Source organism: Pseudomonas japonica (genome assembly GCF_900188455.1).
In the GTDB taxonomy this organism is placed as follows: Bacteria; Pseudomonadota; Gammaproteobacteria; order Pseudomonadales; family Pseudomonadaceae; genus Aquipseudomonas; species Aquipseudomonas japonica.
The window spans coordinates 402,205-417,840 of the sequence record NZ_FZOL01000002.1; the positions used below are offsets into that span (position 1 = coordinate 402,205).

General features: G+C 63.8%; 16 protein-coding genes and 1 pseudogene. 10 read left to right on the forward strand and 7 right to left on the reverse strand.

Annotated features, from left to right (window positions below; translation table 11 throughout):
• Positions 1-78 precede the first annotated feature (78 nt).
• Complete coding sequence (locus tag CHB99_RS04110; RefSeq protein ID WP_042121520.1) at positions 79-1,572, reverse strand: aldehyde dehydrogenase; 1,494 nt, start codon at positions 1,570-1,572, stop codon at positions 79-81.
• Between the two features lie 198 nt (positions 1,573-1,770).
• On the opposite strand from CHB99_RS04110, the gene CHB99_RS04115 reads away from it, so the two are divergent.
• On the forward strand, positions 1,771-2,130 hold the full coding sequence (locus tag CHB99_RS04115; protein WP_042121522.1) for a cupin domain-containing protein: 360 nt from the start codon (positions 1,771-1,773) through the stop codon (positions 2,128-2,130).
• Between the two features lie 82 nt (positions 2,131-2,212).
• On the forward strand, positions 2,213-2,416 hold the full coding sequence (locus tag CHB99_RS04120) for an I78 family peptidase inhibitor (RefSeq protein WP_042121523.1): 204 nt from the start codon (positions 2,213-2,215) through the stop codon (positions 2,414-2,416).
• A gap of 120 nt (positions 2,417-2,536) precedes the next feature.
• Here the strand turns inward: CHB99_RS04120 and rpmG are convergent, their stop codons facing one another.
• Positions 2,537-2,692, reverse strand: a complete 156-nt coding sequence (rpmG, locus tag CHB99_RS04125) for a 50S ribosomal protein L33 (RefSeq protein WP_003242516.1) — start codon at positions 2,690-2,692, stop codon at positions 2,537-2,539.
• Between the two features lie 11 nt (positions 2,693-2,703).
• Positions 2,704-2,940 (reverse strand): 50S ribosomal protein L28, encoded by a 237-nt coding sequence (rpmB, locus tag CHB99_RS04130; RefSeq protein ID WP_037058999.1) that lies wholly within the window; start codon positions 2,938-2,940, stop codon positions 2,704-2,706.
• A gap of 362 nt (positions 2,941-3,302) precedes the next feature.
• On the opposite strand from rpmB, the gene CHB99_RS04135 reads away from it, so the two are divergent.
• Positions 3,303-4,892 (forward strand): ABC transporter substrate-binding protein, encoded by a 1,590-nt coding sequence (locus CHB99_RS04135; RefSeq protein ID WP_042121527.1) that lies wholly within the window; start codon positions 3,303-3,305, stop codon positions 4,890-4,892.
• Here CHB99_RS04135 and radC read toward each other — a convergent pair.
• Positions 4,876-5,565: a RadC family protein gene (gene radC / locus CHB99_RS04140; protein ID WP_042121530.1), complete on the reverse strand. Its 690-nt coding sequence runs from the start codon at positions 5,563-5,565 to the stop codon at positions 4,876-4,878. The two genes, CHB99_RS04135 and radC, sit on opposite strands and share 17 nt — an antisense overlap.
• Positions 5,566-5,699: 134 nt before the next feature.
• On the opposite strand from radC, the gene coaBC reads away from it, so the two are divergent.
• The 4 genes and pseudogenes from coaBC (at position 5,700) to argB (ending at position 9,807) form a co-directional block, all read left to right on the forward strand.
• Positions 5,700-6,908 carry a bifunctional phosphopantothenoylcysteine decarboxylase/phosphopantothenate--cysteine ligase CoaBC gene (coaBC, locus tag CHB99_RS04145; protein ID WP_042121532.1) on the forward strand — a complete coding sequence of 403 codons (1,209 nt, stop codon included), beginning with the start codon at positions 5,700-5,702 and terminating at the stop codon, positions 6,906-6,908.
• 4 nt (positions 6,909-6,912) lie between these two features.
• Positions 6,913-7,368, forward strand: coding sequence for a dUTP diphosphatase (gene dut / locus CHB99_RS04150; protein WP_042121534.1), 456 nt, complete (start codon positions 6,913-6,915; stop codon positions 7,366-7,368).
• Between the two features lie 126 nt (positions 7,369-7,494).
• Positions 7,495-8,868, forward strand: a pseudogene (locus tag CHB99_RS04155) (phosphomannomutase/phosphoglucomutase); the annotation flags it as partial.
• A 30-nt stretch (positions 8,869-8,898) separates the two neighbouring features.
• A complete protein-coding gene (gene argB / locus CHB99_RS04160) occupies positions 8,899-9,807 on the forward strand; it encodes an acetylglutamate kinase (RefSeq protein ID WP_042121539.1) in 909 nt (302 codons plus the stop codon).
• A gap of 56 nt (positions 9,808-9,863) precedes the next feature.
• On the opposite strand, the gene pyrE is transcribed toward argB, so the two are convergent.
• Positions 9,864-10,505: an orotate phosphoribosyltransferase gene (gene pyrE / locus CHB99_RS04165; protein ID WP_042121541.1), complete on the reverse strand. Its 642-nt coding sequence runs from the start codon at positions 10,503-10,505 to the stop codon at positions 9,864-9,866.
• A gap of 80 nt (positions 10,506-10,585) precedes the next feature.
• On the opposite strand from pyrE, the gene CHB99_RS04170 reads away from it, so the two are divergent.
• A complete protein-coding gene (locus CHB99_RS04170; protein ID WP_042121543.1) occupies positions 10,586-11,365 on the forward strand; it encodes a catabolite repression control protein Crc in 780 nt (259 codons plus the stop codon).
• A 63-nt stretch (positions 11,366-11,428) separates the two neighbouring features.
• Here the strand turns inward: CHB99_RS04170 and rph are convergent, their stop codons facing one another.
• Positions 11,429-12,151, reverse strand: coding sequence for a ribonuclease PH (rph, locus tag CHB99_RS04175; protein ID WP_042121545.1), 723 nt, complete (start codon positions 12,149-12,151; stop codon positions 11,429-11,431).
• A 371-nt stretch (positions 12,152-12,522) separates the two neighbouring features.
• Here rph and CHB99_RS04180 point away from each other — a divergent pair, with 371 nt between their 5' ends.
• Positions 12,523-13,386 carry a YicC/YloC family endoribonuclease gene (locus CHB99_RS04180; protein ID WP_042121547.1) on the forward strand — a complete coding sequence of 288 codons (864 nt, stop codon included), beginning with the start codon at positions 12,523-12,525 and terminating at the stop codon, positions 13,384-13,386.
• Between the two features lie 12 nt (positions 13,387-13,398).
• Complete coding sequence (gmk, locus tag CHB99_RS04185; protein ID WP_042121548.1) at positions 13,399-14,019, forward strand: guanylate kinase; 621 nt, start codon at positions 13,399-13,401, stop codon at positions 14,017-14,019.
• 21 nt (positions 14,020-14,040) lie between these two features.
• On the opposite strand, the gene CHB99_RS04190 is transcribed toward gmk, so the two are convergent.
• On the reverse strand, positions 14,041-15,573 hold the full coding sequence (locus CHB99_RS04190) for an APC family permease (RefSeq protein ID WP_042121550.1): 1,533 nt from the start codon (positions 15,571-15,573) through the stop codon (positions 14,041-14,043).
• Between the last annotated feature and the right edge of the window lie 63 nt (positions 15,574-15,636).

The window sequence follows — 15,636 nt, forward strand, 5'->3', positions numbered from 1 at the left end:
CGCGTGATCCCCTGTAGGAGCGAGCTTGCTCGCGAAGGGCTGCAAAGCAGCCCCAATGGCACTACCGCCAGATCTGGATTACAGCTTGATCCAGGTCGCCTTCAGCTCGGTGTACTTGTCCAGCGCGTGCAGCGACTTGTCACGGCCGTTGCCCGACTGCTTGAAGCCGCCAAACGGCGCGGTCATGTCGCCGCCGTCGTACTGGTTGACCCAGACGCTGCCGGCACGCAGTGCCTTGGCGGTCTTGTGGGCCTTGCCGATGTTCGCGGTCCACACACCGGCAGCCAGGCCGTAGGGGGTGTCGTTGGCGATGGCGATGGCTTCCTCGACGCTGTCGAAGGTGATCACCGACAGCACCGGGCCGAAGATCTCTTCCTTGGCGATGCGCATGGCGTTGTTCACGCCGTCGAAGATGGTCGGCTCGACGTAGGTGCCGCCGGTCTCCTCGAGGATGCGCTTGCCACCGACCAGCAGCTTGGCGCCATCGCTGTGGGCCGACTCGATGTAGCCCAGCACGGTGTTCAACTGCTGGGTGTCGACCAGGGCACCGACGGTGGTCGCCGGGTCCAGCGGGTTGCCCGGCTTCCAGGCTTTCAGGGCTTCCAGGACCATCGGCAGGAACTGGTCCTTGATCGAACGTTCCACCAGCAGGCGCGAACCGGCGGTGCAGACTTCGCCCTGGTTGAAGGCGATGGCGCTGGCGGCGGCTTCGGCGGCGGCCTTCAGGTCGGGAGCGTCGGCAAAGACGATGTTCGGGCTCTTGCCGCCGGCTTCCAGCCACACGCGCTTCATGTTCGATTCGCCGGCGTAGACCATCAGTTGCTTGGCGATCTTGGTCGAACCGGTGAACACCAGGGTATCGACGTCCATGTGCAGGGCCAGGGCCTTGCCGACGGTGTGACCGAAGCCTGGCAGGACGTTGAGCACGCCGGCCGGGATACCGGCTTCAACCGCCAGCTGAGCGATGCGGATGGCGGTCAGCGGGGATTTTTCGGACGGCTTGAGGATGATCGAGTTACCGGTAGCCAGTGCCGGGCCGAGTTTCCAGCAGGCCATCAGCAACGGGAAGTTCCACGGCACGATCGCCGCGACCACGCCCACCGGCTCGCGGGTGACCAGGCCGAGCTGGTCGTGCGGGGTGGCGGCGACTTCGTCGTACACCTTGTCGATGGCTTCGCCGTTCCAGGCCAGCGCGGCGGCGGCACCCGGAATGTCGATGCTCAGCGAGTCGCTGATCGGCTTGCCCATGTCCAGGGTTTCCAGGAGGGCCAGTTCCTCGACGTTCTGCTTGAGCAGGCCGGCGAAGCGGATCAGGGTGGCCTTGCGCTTGGCCGGAGCCATGCGCGACCAGACGCCGGAGTCGAAGGTGGCGCGAGCATTTTCCACGGCGCGCTGGGCATCGGCTTCATCGCAGCTGGCGATGTGCGCCAGGAGGCGGCCGTCGACCGGGCTGGTGCATTCGAACGTCGCGTTCGAGAGGGCGGCGGTGTATTCACCATTGATGAAGGCACGGCCTTCGATCTTCAGTTGCTGGGCACGCTGTTCCCAATCCGCACGCGTCAGGGTGGTCATAGCAAACTCCTCCTGTTGTTGATGTGCAGTGTCACGCGAGAGGTCATCGACACTGTCAGAAATTTCCGCCGGAGCTGTCATCGCTCTACAGCATCCGACACCCTAAACTACTGGAACCCGGATTATCAATATATTTGACATTAAGCTATCAAAAGCCTAGTGATGTTCATTTTATTTAACAACCAGGTGAGCCGTTCCATGAATATCCAGCAGATCGTCGACTTCGCCCAGGCACTGACCGAGGCCGAACGCTACCGTCCCGCCGCCGAGAAGATCCTCAAGGGCGAACCCGACCAGGTGGTCTACAACCACTACGCCAGCCCCTGCGGCCAGTTCGCCGCCGGTGTCTGGGAAGGCGCGGTCGGCCAGTGGACGGTCAACTACACCGAGCATGAATACTGCGAAATCGTTCAGGGCGTCTCGGTGCTGCGCGACGAGCAGGGCCAGGCCAAAACCCTGCGCGCCGGCGACCGTTTCGTGATCCCGGCAGGCTTCAAGGGCACCTGGGAAGTGCTCGAGCCGTGCCGCAAGATCTACGTGATGTTCGAACAAAAATAGATAAGTAGCCCATGTGCGGACACCTGTATTGAGAGCATGACGTGGTCCATCCGGACAACCACTCAACAAGGAAGACCACATCATGACCAATGAAGAAGTACAGGTAGCCCTGGCCAAGCTGATCGGCTGCGAATACACCCAGGCCGTCAAGGCCCAGATCACCGAACTGACCGGGCGCGCCCGCGTCGTCGGCCCGAATGACGTGTCCACCCTGGAAATGGACGAGTCCCGCATTCATGTGGTCGCTGGCGGCAACGGCATGATCACCGGCTTCCACTTCGGTTGATCGACGCTGTATCAGGACGCCCGGTGCGAAAGCCCCGGGCGTTTTCGTTTGCCCGCGAAAAACCGCAGGCATAAAAAAACCCGTATCCGGGGATACGGGTTTTTCTGGGAGCCGGATCAATTACTTGATCTTGGCTTCCTTGTACATCACGTGCTTACGGACGACCGGATCGTATTTCTTGATCTCGATCTTGTCCGGAGTGGTGCGCTTGTTCTTGTCGGTGGTGTAGAAGTGGCCAGTACCGGCGCTCGACACCAAACGGATCAGTTCACGCATGACGTTCTCCCTTAGACCTTGATGCCGTTACGGCGAATGTCGACCAGAACGGCGTCGATGCCGCGCTTGTCGATGATACGCATGCCCTTGGCGGAAACGCGCAGACGCACGAAACGCTTCTCGGACTCGACCCAGAAGCGATGATGCTGCAGGTTCGGCAGGAAACGACGACGGGTTTTGTTGTTTGCGTGGGAAATGTTGTTCCCGGTTACTGGACCCTTACCAGTAACTTGACAGACTCTCGACATGCCTCAGCCCTCTAAAACCACATGCCCAACCCGGCATGGGTTGGCCGCTTAATCTCTCAGTCTTTGGCGCCAGGCGCCTTGATTCTTCGAGGTCTTACCGGCTACACCCAAGGGTGCTGCACACCGGGCCCCTAGAAAAGAGCGCTGCTTTATACCAGAAACGCCAGAGCACAACAACACAGAATGTGATTGGACGAACACGTTCCGTGACAGGCGCGGCGTGCTAAACGGGCTCCGCAGCGGATAACCGCTCGTCGCGAAATTCCTTGAAAAAGGTATTGGCGCTTTGCAATCCAGCGCACTAGGGTAGGACTTTCCAGACTGCACTGGCAGATGGGTCGTCGTTCAGCCAAGGAGTCCTCATGCGTCCCGCCGTTCTATCCCTGTTGTTCGCCACCCTGCTCGGCCCCACCCTGGCCCAGGCCGCCGCGCTCAGCGTGTGCACCGAAGCCAGCCCCGAAGGCTTCGACGTGGTCCAGTACAACTCGCTGACCACCACCAATGCCTCGGCCGACGTGCTGATGAACCGCCTGGTGGAATTCGACGCAGCGGCCGGCAAGGTCGTACCGAGCCTGGCGCAAAGCTGGACGGTGTCCGACGACGGCCTGGTCTACACCTTCACGTTGCGCTCGGAAGTGAAGTTCCACACCACCCCGTACTTCAAGCCGAGCCGCACGCTGAACGCCGATGACGTACTGTTCAGTTTCCAGCGCATGCTCTACCCGGCGCATTCCTGGCACAAGATCGCCCAGAGCGGCTTCCCCCACGCCCAGTCGCTGCAGTTGCCCGAGCTGATCAAGCAGATCGACGCCCCGGACGCGCTGTCCGTGCGCTTCACCCTGAGCCACCCGGACGCTACCTTCCTGGCCACCCTGAGCATGGGCTTCGCCTCGATCTACCCGGCCGAGTACGCTGACCAACTGCTCAAGGCCGGCACCCCGGAAAAACTCAACAGCCAGCCGGTCGGCACCGGCCCGTTCGTCTTCAACCGCTTCCAGAAGGACGCGGCGATCCGCTACCGGGCCAACCCGGACTACTTCAATGGCAAACCCGCGGTCGACCCGCTGATCTTCGCCATCACCCCGGACGCCAACGTGCGCTTGCAGAAACTGCGGCGCAACGAGTGCCAGATCGCCCTGTCACCGAAGCCGCTGGACATCGCCGCGGCCAGCGAGGACAGCAGTCTGAAGGTGGAAAAGACCGAAGCCTTCATGACCGCCTTCCTCGCCATCAACACCCAGCATGCGCCGCTGGACAAGCCGGAAGTGCGCCAGGCGATCAACCTGGCCTTCGACAAGGACAGCTACCTCAAGGCCGTGTTCGAAGGCACCGCGGTCGCCGCCAACGGCCCGTTCCCGCCCAATACCTGGAGCTACGACAAGTCGCTGCCGGGCTACCCGAACGACCAGAACAAGGCCCGCGAGCTGCTGAAGAAAGCCGGCCTGCCCGACGGTTTCAGCACTACGATCTGGACCCGCCCGTCCGGCAGTCTGCTCAATCCCAACCCGAGCCTCGGCGCGCAATTGCTGCAGGCGGACCTGGCCAAGGTCGGGATCAAGGCGGACATCCGCGTGATCGAATGGGGCGAGCTGATTCGCCGGGCCAAGGCCGGCGAGCATGACCTGCTGTTCATGGGCTGGGCCGGCGACAACGGCGACCCGGACAACTTCCTCAGCCCGCAGTTTTCCTGCGCCGCGGTCACCTCGGGGACCAACTTCGCGCGCTACTGCGACCCGCGCTTGGACCAGTTGATCAGCGCCGGCAAGACCACCGCCGACCAGAGCGTGCGCAGCCGCCTGTACCAGCAGGCCCAGGCGCAGATCCAGCAACAGGCGCTGTGGCTGCCGCTGGCCCACCCCACCGCCGCGGTGCTGCTGCGCGGCGATGTGGAGGGCTACCGGGTCAATCCGTTCGGCCGCCAGGACTTTTCCGCGGTCAAGGTGACGCGCTGAAGAAACAACCGTGCTCGCGCATCGACAGCGGCTCGCCGTCGCCGACGATGAAATGATCGAGGACCCGCACCTCGATATTCTCCAGGGCATCCACGAGCCGATGGGTCAGGCGAATGTCGGCCTGACTCGGCTCGGGGTTTCCGGAGGGATGGTTGTGGCAGAGGATCAACGCCGCGGCGTTGTGCGCCAAGGCCCGCTTGATGACCTGGCGCGGGTACACGGTGGCGCTGTCGATGGAGCCGCGAAAGAGAATCTCGAAGCCCAGCGGATGATGTTTCGTATTGAGGAACAGGCAGCCAAAGGCTTCGTTCTGCTCATGTCGCAACCTGGCTTTCAGATAGCGCCGAACCGTGCTCGGACATTCAAGGGCAGACTCATGGGCAATGCTTGCATACAGATGCCGTCGGCCGATTTCCATCACCGCCTGCAACTGGGTGTACTTCGCCGGGCCAAGCCCGGGTTCGGCGAGGAAGGTGGCCATGTCGGCCTCCAGCAACTGCCGTAGCCCACCAAAGCGACTCAACAGCCCTCGCGCCAGATCGACCGCGCTCTGCCCCGCCACCCCCGTGCGCAGAAAGATCGCCAGCAACTCGGCATCCGCAAGGCTGCCAACTCCACGCGCCAACAGCTTCTCCCGCGGGCGTTCCGCCACGGGCCAATCCCTGATACTCATCGTCAATCCCTCTGTCCGTACGTGACTGCTCCCGCTTTGAGCCCTGTGCTATCTTAGCCGCCACTTTTTGCGCAACGCCCGGCCTGGGGAGGCGTCGGCATTGCGTGCAACCTCCATCGGAAAAAGGCAGGCCTATGCAGCGGCTGTATCGGAAACGCATCGTTCTCGGCGTCGGCGGCGGTATTGCCGCCTACAAGAGCGCCGAGCTGGTTCGCCGACTTCTGGAGCACGGCGCCCAGGTGCGCGTGGTCATGACCCGTGGCGGAGCCGAATTCATCACTCCGCTGACCATGCAGGCGCTCTCCGGGCACCCGGTGCACATGGACCTATTGGATCCCGCTGCCGAAGCGGCGATGGGCCATATCGAACTGGCCAAGTGGGCCGACCTGGTGCTGATCGCGCCAGCCACCGCCGACCTGATCGCGCGCCTGGCCCAAGGCGTGGCCGACGATCTGCTGACCACCCTGGTGCTGGCCACCGACGCCACGGTCGCGGTGGCCCCGGCGATGAACCAGGCCATGTGGCGCGACCCCGCCACCCAGGCCAACCTGGAAACCCTGCAGGAGCGCTCGATCCAGGTCTTCGGCCCGGCCTCGGGCAGCCAGGCCTGCGGCGATGTCGGCCTCGGCCGCATGCTCGAAGCCAATGATCTGGCCTGGCTGGCCGCCGAATGCTTCAAGCGCGAGTCGCTGACCGGCAAGCACGTGCTGATCACCGCCGGTCCGACCCAGGAAAACATCGACCCGGTGCGTTACATCACCAACCACAGCTCCGGCAAGATGGGCTTCGCCCTCGCCGAAGCCGCGGTGGAAGCCGGCGCCCGGGTGACCCTGGTCACCGGCCCGGTGCACCTGCCGACCCCGGACCGGGTCACCCGCATCGACGTGGTCAGCGCCCGCGACATGCTCGCCGCCTGCGAAGCGGCGATGCCCTGCGACCTGTTCATTGCCTCGGCCGCGGTCGCGGACTACCGACCTGAAGTGGTCGCCCCGCAGAAGCTCAAGAAAGACCCTACAACCGGTGACGGCCTGCTGCTGCAGATGGTGCGCAACCCCGACATTCTCGCCACCATCGCCACCCGCCCCGACCGCCCGTTCAGCGTCGGCTTCGCCGCCGAGACCGAACACCTGCTCGATTACGCGGCACGCAAGCTCAAGGACAAGAACCTCGACCTGATCGTCGCCAATGACGTGGCCAACCCCAGCATTGGCTTCAACAGCGAGGAAAACGCCTGCAGCGTGATCGACCGCCAGCTCCATGAAACCCTGTTCGCGCAGACCAGCAAGGGCAAGATCGCCCGCCAACTGGTCGCCTTCATTGCCGAACGCCTCAACCAGGTTTGATTCAATGCACGCTCTCCAAGCCAAGATTCTCGATCCACGCATCGGCGGCGAATTCCCGCTGCCGCAGTACGCCACTCCCGGTTCGGCCGGTCTCGACCTGCGCGCCATGCTCAAGGAAGACACTGTCCTCGAGCCAGGCCAGACCCTGCTGATCCCCACCGGCCTGTCGATCTATATCGGCGATCCGGGCCTGGCGGCGATGATCCTGCCGCGCTCCGGCCTGGGCCACAAACACGGCATCGTCCTCGGCAACCTGGTCGGCCTGATCGACTCCGACTACCAGGGCGAGCTGATGGTGTCCTGCTGGAATCGCGGCCAGACCGCCTTCACCATCGCCGTCGGCGAGCGCATCGCGCAACTGGTGCTGGTCCCGGTGGTACAGGCGCATTTCGACATCGTCGAGACCTTCGACGAGACCCAACGCGGTGCCGGTGGCTTCGGTCACTCCGGCAGCCATTGATCCCCTGATCGCCCTCGACGTCCTGTCGCGGGCGAACTCTCTGGCGCAAAGGCCGTCCAAGCGTTCCATACGCCCGCAAGCCTTCGAGACTGGAGTCCCGTGATGAACGATATGGCCCACCTGATCCCCGCACTGCCTGACAGCATCTTCCGCGCCTACGATATCCGTGGCGTGGTCGGTGACACCCTGCACGCCGAAACGGCCTACTGGATCGGCCGCGCCATCGGTGCCCAGAGCCTGGCCCAGGGCGAACCGAACGTCTCGGTCGGCCGCGATGGCCGGCTGTCCGGCCCCCTGCTGGTGGAACAGCTGATCAAGGGCCTGGTCGACGCCGGTTGCCAGGTCAGCGACGTCGGCCTGGTGCCAACCCCGGCGCTGTACTTCGCGGCCAATGTGCTGGCCGGCAAGTCGGGCGTGATGCTCACCGGCAGCCACAACCCGCCGAACTACAACGGTTTCAAGATCGTCATCGCCGGCGACACCCTGGCCAACGAGCAGATCCAGGCCCTGCTGACGCGTCTCAAGACCAACGACCTGACCCGCGGCGAGGGCAAGGTCGAGAAGGTCGACATCCTGCCGCGCTATCAGCAGCAGATCGTCGCTGACATCAAGCTGGCCAAGCGCCTCAAGGTGGTGGTGGACTGCGGCAACGGCGCCGCCGGGGTCAATGCCCCGCAGCTGCTGGCCGCACTGAACTGCGAGGTCATCCCGCTGTTCTGCGAGGTCGATGGCAATTTCCCCAACCACCACCCGGACCCGGGCAAGCCGGAAAACCTCATCGACCTGATCACCAAGGTCAAGGAAACCGGAGCCGACCTGGGCCTGGCCTTCGACGGCGACGGTGACCGCGTCGGCGTGGTGACCAACGCCGGCAGCATCGTCTACCCCGACCGCCTGCTGATGCTGTTCGCCCAGGACGTGCTGGCGCGCAACCCGGGCGCCGAGATCATCTTCGACGTCAAGTGCACCCGCCGCTTGACCCCGCTGATCGCCGAATACGGCGGCACGTCGCGGATGTGGAAGACCGGCCACTCGCTGATCAAGAAGAAGATGAAGGAAACCGGTGCCCTGCTCGCCGGCGAGATGAGCGGGCACATCTTCATCAAGGAGCGCTGGTTCGGCTTCGACGACGGTATCTACAGCGCCGCGCGCCTCCTGGAAATCCTCAGCAAGACGCCGGTGGACGCGGAAACCCTGTTCGCCGGCTTCCCGAATGACATTTGCACCCCGGAAATCAACATTGATGTGACCGACGAGGGTAAATTCAGCATCATTGATGCACTGCAACGCGACGCCGACTGGGGCCAAGCCGACCTGACCACCATCGACGGTGTGCGGGTCGACTACCCCCACGGCTGGGGCCTGGTCCGCGCCTCCAACACCACACCGGTGCTGGTCCTGCGCTTCGAGGCCGACAATGACGCCGAACTGCAGCGAATCAAGGCTATATTCCATGCGCAACTCAAGCGCGTAGCCCCCGACCTGCAACTACCGTTCTGACCGAACCACTTGTTCCAACTGGAGCCCTGCATGACCCTCGATCGCGATGCCGCTACCCATGTCGCCAAGGTACTGTCCGAAGCGCTGCCTTATATCCGACGCTTTGTCGGCAAGACCCTGGTGATCAAGTACGGCGGCAACGCGATGGAGAGCGAGGAGCTGAAGACCGGCTTCGCCCGCGACGTGGTGCTGATGAAAGCCGTCGGCATCAACCCGGTGGTGGTGCATGGCGGCGGCCCGCAGATCGGTGACCTGCTCAAGCGCCTGTCGATCGAAAGCCGTTTCGTCGATGGCATGCGCGTCACCGACGCGGCGACCATGGACGTGGTGGAAATGGTCCTCGGCGGCCAGGTCAACAAGGACATCGTCAACCTGATCAACCGCCATGGCGGCAGCGCCATCGGCCTGACCGGTAAAGATGCCGAGCTGATCCGCGCGAAAAAGCTCACCGTCACCCGCCAGACCCCGGAGATGACCACCCCGGAAATCATCGACATCGGCCACGTCGGCGAAGTCGTGGGCGTCAACACCGACCTGTTGAACATGCTGGTCAAGGGCGACTTCATCCCGGTCATCGCGCCGATCGGCGTGGGCCCCAATGGTGAGTCGTACAACATCAACGCCGACCTGGTCGCCGGCAAGGTCGCCGAAGCGCTGAAGGCCGAGAAGCTGATGCTGCTGACCAACATCGCCGGCCTGATGGACAAGCAGGGCACCGTGCTGACCGGCCTGAGCACCGAGCAGGTCGACGGCCTGATCGCCGACGGCACCATCTACGGCGGCATGCTGCCGAAGATCCGCTGCGCGCTGGAAGCGGTCCAGGGTGGCGTGCACAGCTCGCACATCATCGACGGTCGCGTACCGAATGCCGTACTGCTGGAGATCTTCACCGACAGCGGCGTCGGCACCCTGATCACCAACCGCAAGCCGCGTCAGTAACCTTTCCGGCGGGCAAAGAAAAAGGCGACCGATTGGTCGCCTTTTTCATGTTCGGCTCAGATGCCGTATTGCGCGCGGTAGGCTTCCACCGCGGGCAGGTGCTGCTTGAGCTGCGGGTCATCGGCAAGGAACTCGAGGACCTGGGTCAGCGAAACGATGCTGACCACCGGAATGCCGAAGTCGCGCTCCACTTCCTGGATCGCCGACAGTTCGCCATTGCCACGCTCTTCGCGGTTCAGCGCGATCAGCACGCCAGCGGCGCGGGCGTCCTGGGCCTTGATGATCTGCATGACTTCGCGGATCGCGGTGCCGGCGGTGATCACGTCGTCGATGATCAACACGTCGCCGGCCAGCGGCGCGCCCACCAGGCTGCCGCCTTCGCCGTGGTCCTTGGCTTCCTTGCGGTTGAAGCACCACGGCACGTCGAGCTGGTGTTGCTCGGCCAGTTGCACCGCGGTCGCCGCGGCCAGGGGAATGCCCTTGTAGGCCGGGCCGAAGAGGACGTCGAACGGAATCTTGCTGTCGACGATCGCCGCCGCGTAGCAACGACCGAGCTGGGCCAGGGCCGAACCGCTGTTGAACAGGCCGGCATTGAAGAAGTAGGGGCTGGTACGACCCGATTTGAGGGTGAACTCACCGAAGCGCAGAACCCCGCGATCGATGGCAAAACGAATGAAGTCGCGCTGATACGGCTGCATGAGGAGTCCCGGATACCACGGATTTAGCTAATTGAGTACAGCTCGGGTATCATACACGCACGAGATTTTTGGGGCCATTTATGCGGATCATCAGTGTGAACGTGAATGGCATTCAGGCTGCGGTCGAGCGAGGGTTGCTCAGCTGGCTGCAAGCCCAGAATGCCGACGTCATCTGCCTTCAGGATACCCGCGCCTCGGCCTTTGAACTCGATGACCCGGCTTTTCAGCTAGATGGCTACTTCCTTTATGCCTGCGACGCAGAAGTACCCGCCCAAGGCGGCGTGGCACTTTATTCGCGGTTGCAGCCCAAGGCAGTCATCAGCGGCCTGGGCTTCGAGACAGCCGACCGCTACGGACGTTACCTGCAGGCCGACTTCGACAAAGTCAGTATTGCAACCTTGCTCCTGCCTTCCGGACAGAACGGCGACGAAGACCTGAACCAGAAGTTCAAGTTGATGGACGACTTCGCCAAGTACCTGGACAAGCAGCGACGCAAGCGCCGTGAATACATCTACTGCGGCTCGCTCTACGTGGCGCAGCAGAAGCTCGACATCAAGAACTGGCGCGACAGCCAGCAGTCGCCGGGCTTCCTCGCCCCGGAACGCGCCTGGATGGACGAGATCATCGGCAACATGGGCTACGTCGACGCCCTGCGCGAAGTCAGCCGCGAAGGCGACCAGTACAGCTGGTGGCCGGACAACGAACAGGCCGAGATGCTCAACCTGGGCTATCGCTTCGACTATCAACTGCTGACCCCGGGCCTGCGTCGCTTCGTGCGCAGCGCACGCCTGCCGCGCCAGCCGCGTTTCTCGCAGCACGCGCCGCTGATCGTGGACTACGACTGGACGCTGACGATCTGATCGCCACGCAGACATGAAAAAGCCGACCCAAGGGTCGGCTTTTTGTTGTCCGCCATTTGCGGATCAGTCGGCCAGCGAGGCCTTCTGCAGTTCGAACAGATCGGCCATGCCTTTCTGCGCGATGGCCAGCATGGCGTTCAGCTCTTCCGGCTGGAACGGCGCGCCTTCGGCGGTGCCCTGGACTTCGATGAAGCCGCCGGCGCTGGTCATGACCACGTTCAGGTCGGTCTCGGCGGCGGAGTCTTCCAGGTAATCCAGGTCGAGCACCGCAGCGCCCTGGTACATGCCCACGGAGACCGCGGCGATCATGTGCTTGAGCGGATCGCCGCCCTTCAGGCCGCCGCGTTTCTTGACCACGCGCAGGGCATCGACCAGGGCGACCATGGCGCCAGTGATCGACGCGGTGCGGGTACCGCCGTCGGCCTGGATCACGTCGCAGTCGACGTACAGGGTGATGTCGCCCAGCTTGCTCATGTCCAGCGCGGCGCGCAGCGAGCGGCCGATCAGGCGCTGGATCTCCAGGGTGCGGCCACCCTGCTTGCCACGGCTGGCTTCGCGCTGGTTACGCTCGCCGGTGGAACGCGGCAGCATGCCGTATTCGGCGGTCAGCCAGCCCTGGCCCTGGCCTTTGAGGAAGCGCGGGACACCGTTCTCGACGCTGACCGTGCAGACGACCTTGGTGTCGCCGAACTCGACCAGTACCGACCCTTCGGCGTGCTTGGTGTAGTTGCGGGTGATGCGGATCGAGCGAAGCTGATCGGCGGCGCGACCACTTGGACGTTTCATCTGGGAGTACCTGTACTGGGGGTTCGAATCTGCCGAGCATTATAGAGCGCAAGGTGTGGGCTGGCCCAGCCTCCTGTGGGAATCACCGAGACGTCGGACCGCCGCGATCGGGCGCGAAGCGGCCGTAAACCCTGTATCCCGGGTAGTTCAGGCAAATCGGGGACTCTGGGTTTACGGCGGCTGCGCCGCCGATCGCGGATAAATCCGCTCCTACACGAACCGCATCGGCCATTCATCGGTCGGGAATCAGCCACTCCTCCAACGACGGTTTGTAACATCAGTGGATGGGACCGGGCAGCGCACTGCGCTACAATCCTGCGCCTTTGCAGCCTGTCGGCTTTCCCCCTTCACCTATCTGCGAGGTACTTCCCATGGTGCACAGCATGACCGCCTTCGCTCGTGTCGAACGAGCCGGGACCCAGGGCACACTCATATGGGAATTGCGCTCGGTCAACCATCGCTACCTCGAACCGCACCTGCGCCTGCCGGAAGCCTTCCGCGACCTCGAAGGCGCCGTACGCGAGGCCCTGCGCCAGGGGCTGTCGCGCGGCAAGGTCGAGTGCACGCTGCGCTTCACCGAGGAAAACGCCAGCAAGTCGCTGCAGGTCGACCAGGAGCGCGCCCGCCAACTGGTGGAAGCCGCCGAGACCGTGGCCGGCCTGATCAAGAACCCGGCACCGCTGAACCCGCTGGCCGTGCTCTCCTGGCCTGGCGTGCTGGTCGCTGATGCCACCGACCCGCAAGCCCTGAACCAGGAAGCCCTGAGCCTGTTCGAAAATGCGCTTGCCGAACTGAAGAACGGCCGCAACCGCGAAGGCGCCGAGCTGGCCCGGCTGATCAACGAGCGCCTGGACAGCATGAGCCAGGAAGTCACCACCCTGCGCGCCCTGGTCCCGCAGATGCTCGCCGCGCAGCGGCAGAAGATCCTCGACCGCTTCACCGACATGCAGGCCGAACTCGATCCGCAGCGCCTGGAGCAGGAAATGGTCCTGCTGGCGCAGAAGAGCGATGTCGCCGAAGAGCTCGACCGCCTCAGCACCCACGTCACCGAAGTGCGCCGCGTGCTCAAGTCCGGCGGTGCGGCGGGCCGGCGCCTGGACTTCCTGATGCAGGAGCTCAATCGCGAAGCCAACACCCTGGGCTCCAAAGCCTTCGACCCACGCAGCACGCAATCGGCGGTGAACCTCAAGGTCCTGATCGAGCAGATGCGTGAACAAGTACAGAACATCGAGTAAGGCCACCCCATCATGAAACACTGCAGCGGCACCCTGTTCATCATTTCCGCGCCGTCCGGCGCCGGCAAGACCAGCCTGGTCAAGGCCCTGACCGACGACCTGAACCACATCCGCGTGTCGGTCTCGCACACCACCCGCGCCATGCGTCCGGGCGAACACGACGGGGTCAACTACCACTTCGTCGATCGCGCCGAATTCGAGCGCATGAACGCCCAGGGCGACTTCCTCGAACAGGCCGAAGTGTTCGGCAACTGCTACGGCACCTCGCGCCGGGCGCTGCAACAGACCCTCGACCAGGGCCATGACCTGATCCTGGAGATCGACTGGCAGGGCGCGCAGCAGGTGCGCACGTTGATGCCGGGCACCCGCTCGATCTTCATCCTGCCACCGAGCCAGCAGGCCCTGCGCCAGCGCCTGACCAACCGCGGCCAGGACAGCGACGAGATCATCGAAGGACGGATGCGCGAAGCGGTCAGCGAGATGGAGCACTACGACGAGTACGAGTACGTCATCATCAACGACGACTTCGCGACCGCGCTGGAAGACCTGAAGGCCGTGTTCCGCGCCAACCGTCTGCAGCGTGACGGTCAGCAGCAGCGCCACGGCGAGCTGCTCAAGCAACTGCTGGCTTGAGCCCTCGCCTTCCGGGCCGCCTCAGCGGCGGCTCGGGATGGTGGCATGACGACGCAAGGTCATGCCGAGGAAGAACGCTGGCGCGCGCAGACGCGACAGCAGCATCAGGACGATGCCCAACAGCAGAATGATCATCGCGATCACGAACACCAGCCCCAACCCACCCACATGCGAGCCGCTGCCGAACTCCGGCGAAGCGCTGTCGATGGCCGTCTGCACGAAGATCACCGAGAGAATCCCGCCGCCCAGCAATGGGCACAGGCCGCGCATGAAGAAGTGACGCAGGCTGTCGAACAGGCTGTGGCGGAAGTACCAGACGCAGGCAAAAGCGGTCAGCGAGTAGTAGAAGCAGATCATCATGCCCAGGGCGGTGATGGTGTCGGCCAGTACGTTTTCGCTGAGGGTGCGCATGGTCACGTAGAACACGCCCGCGGCGACGCCGGCGCAGATGGTGGCGTAACGCGGGGTCTGCGAACGCGGGCAGATGCTGGCAAAGCGCTCCGGCACCGCTCCGTAGTACCCCATCGCCAGCAAGGTGCGCGCCGGCGACACGAAGGTCGATTGCAGCGACGCGGCGGTACTGGCCAGCACGGCGATGGACATCAGGATCGCCAGCGGCCCCATCACCGGACCGGCCAGGTGGGCGAAGACGTTTTCCTGGATCCGCGGGTTGCCCAGACCCAGGCCCTCGTCGCTGATTCCGGCGAATTGCAGGGTGGCAATGGCGGTCACCAGGTACAGGCCGAGGATCAGCAGCACGGTCAGGGTCGCGGCGCGGCCAGGGACTTCATCGCTGCCCACCGACTCCTCGCTCATGGTCAGGCACACGTCCCAACCCCAGAAGATGAAGATCGACAGCGACAGGCCGGCGGTGAAGGCCGAGAACGACTCGACGCCGAACGGGTTGAACCAGCTGATGTCGAAGTTCATCGGCGGCGTCTCCGACGAACCGCCGAACGCCGCGATGGCGAAGCCCACCAGCACCAGCAACTGCAAGGCCACCAGGCCGTACTGCACGGTCATGGTGGTACCGATGCCGCGACAGCAGATCCACACCGCCATGGCGATGAACACGCAGCAGGTGACCACGTTGATCAGCAGGTTGTCGCTGAGCGCAGCCACCTCGTGGCTGCCAATGAGTTGCCCGAGAAACAGGTAGAAGAAGTCCACCGCCACGCCGGCCAGATTGGACAGCACGATAGTGGTCGCGGTGACCAGGCCCCAGCCGCCGATCCAGCCGATCATCGGCCCGAAGGCCCGCGCCGACCAGGTGAAGGAGGTGCCGCTGTCCGGCTCCGCCGCGTTCAGCTCGCGATAGCCCAAAGCTACCAGGAGCATCGGCAGGAAGCCGACGATGAACACCGCTGGCAGATGTTGGCCAACTTCCCGGACCGTCGGACCCAGCGCCCCGGTAAGGGTATACACCGGGGCGATGGTGGAAATGCCGAGCACGATACTGGCGAGCAGTCCGAGGCGGCCCTTGGCCAACCCCTTGGATGCCTTGCGAGCCAGCCCCGCCGTACTCGAGGGCAGGCTTGCTTCGAATTCGCTCATGAGTAGATGTCGCCGCTATTGGTATTGTTTTTCAGGGCATCCCCGAAGGATGCCCGCACTCGA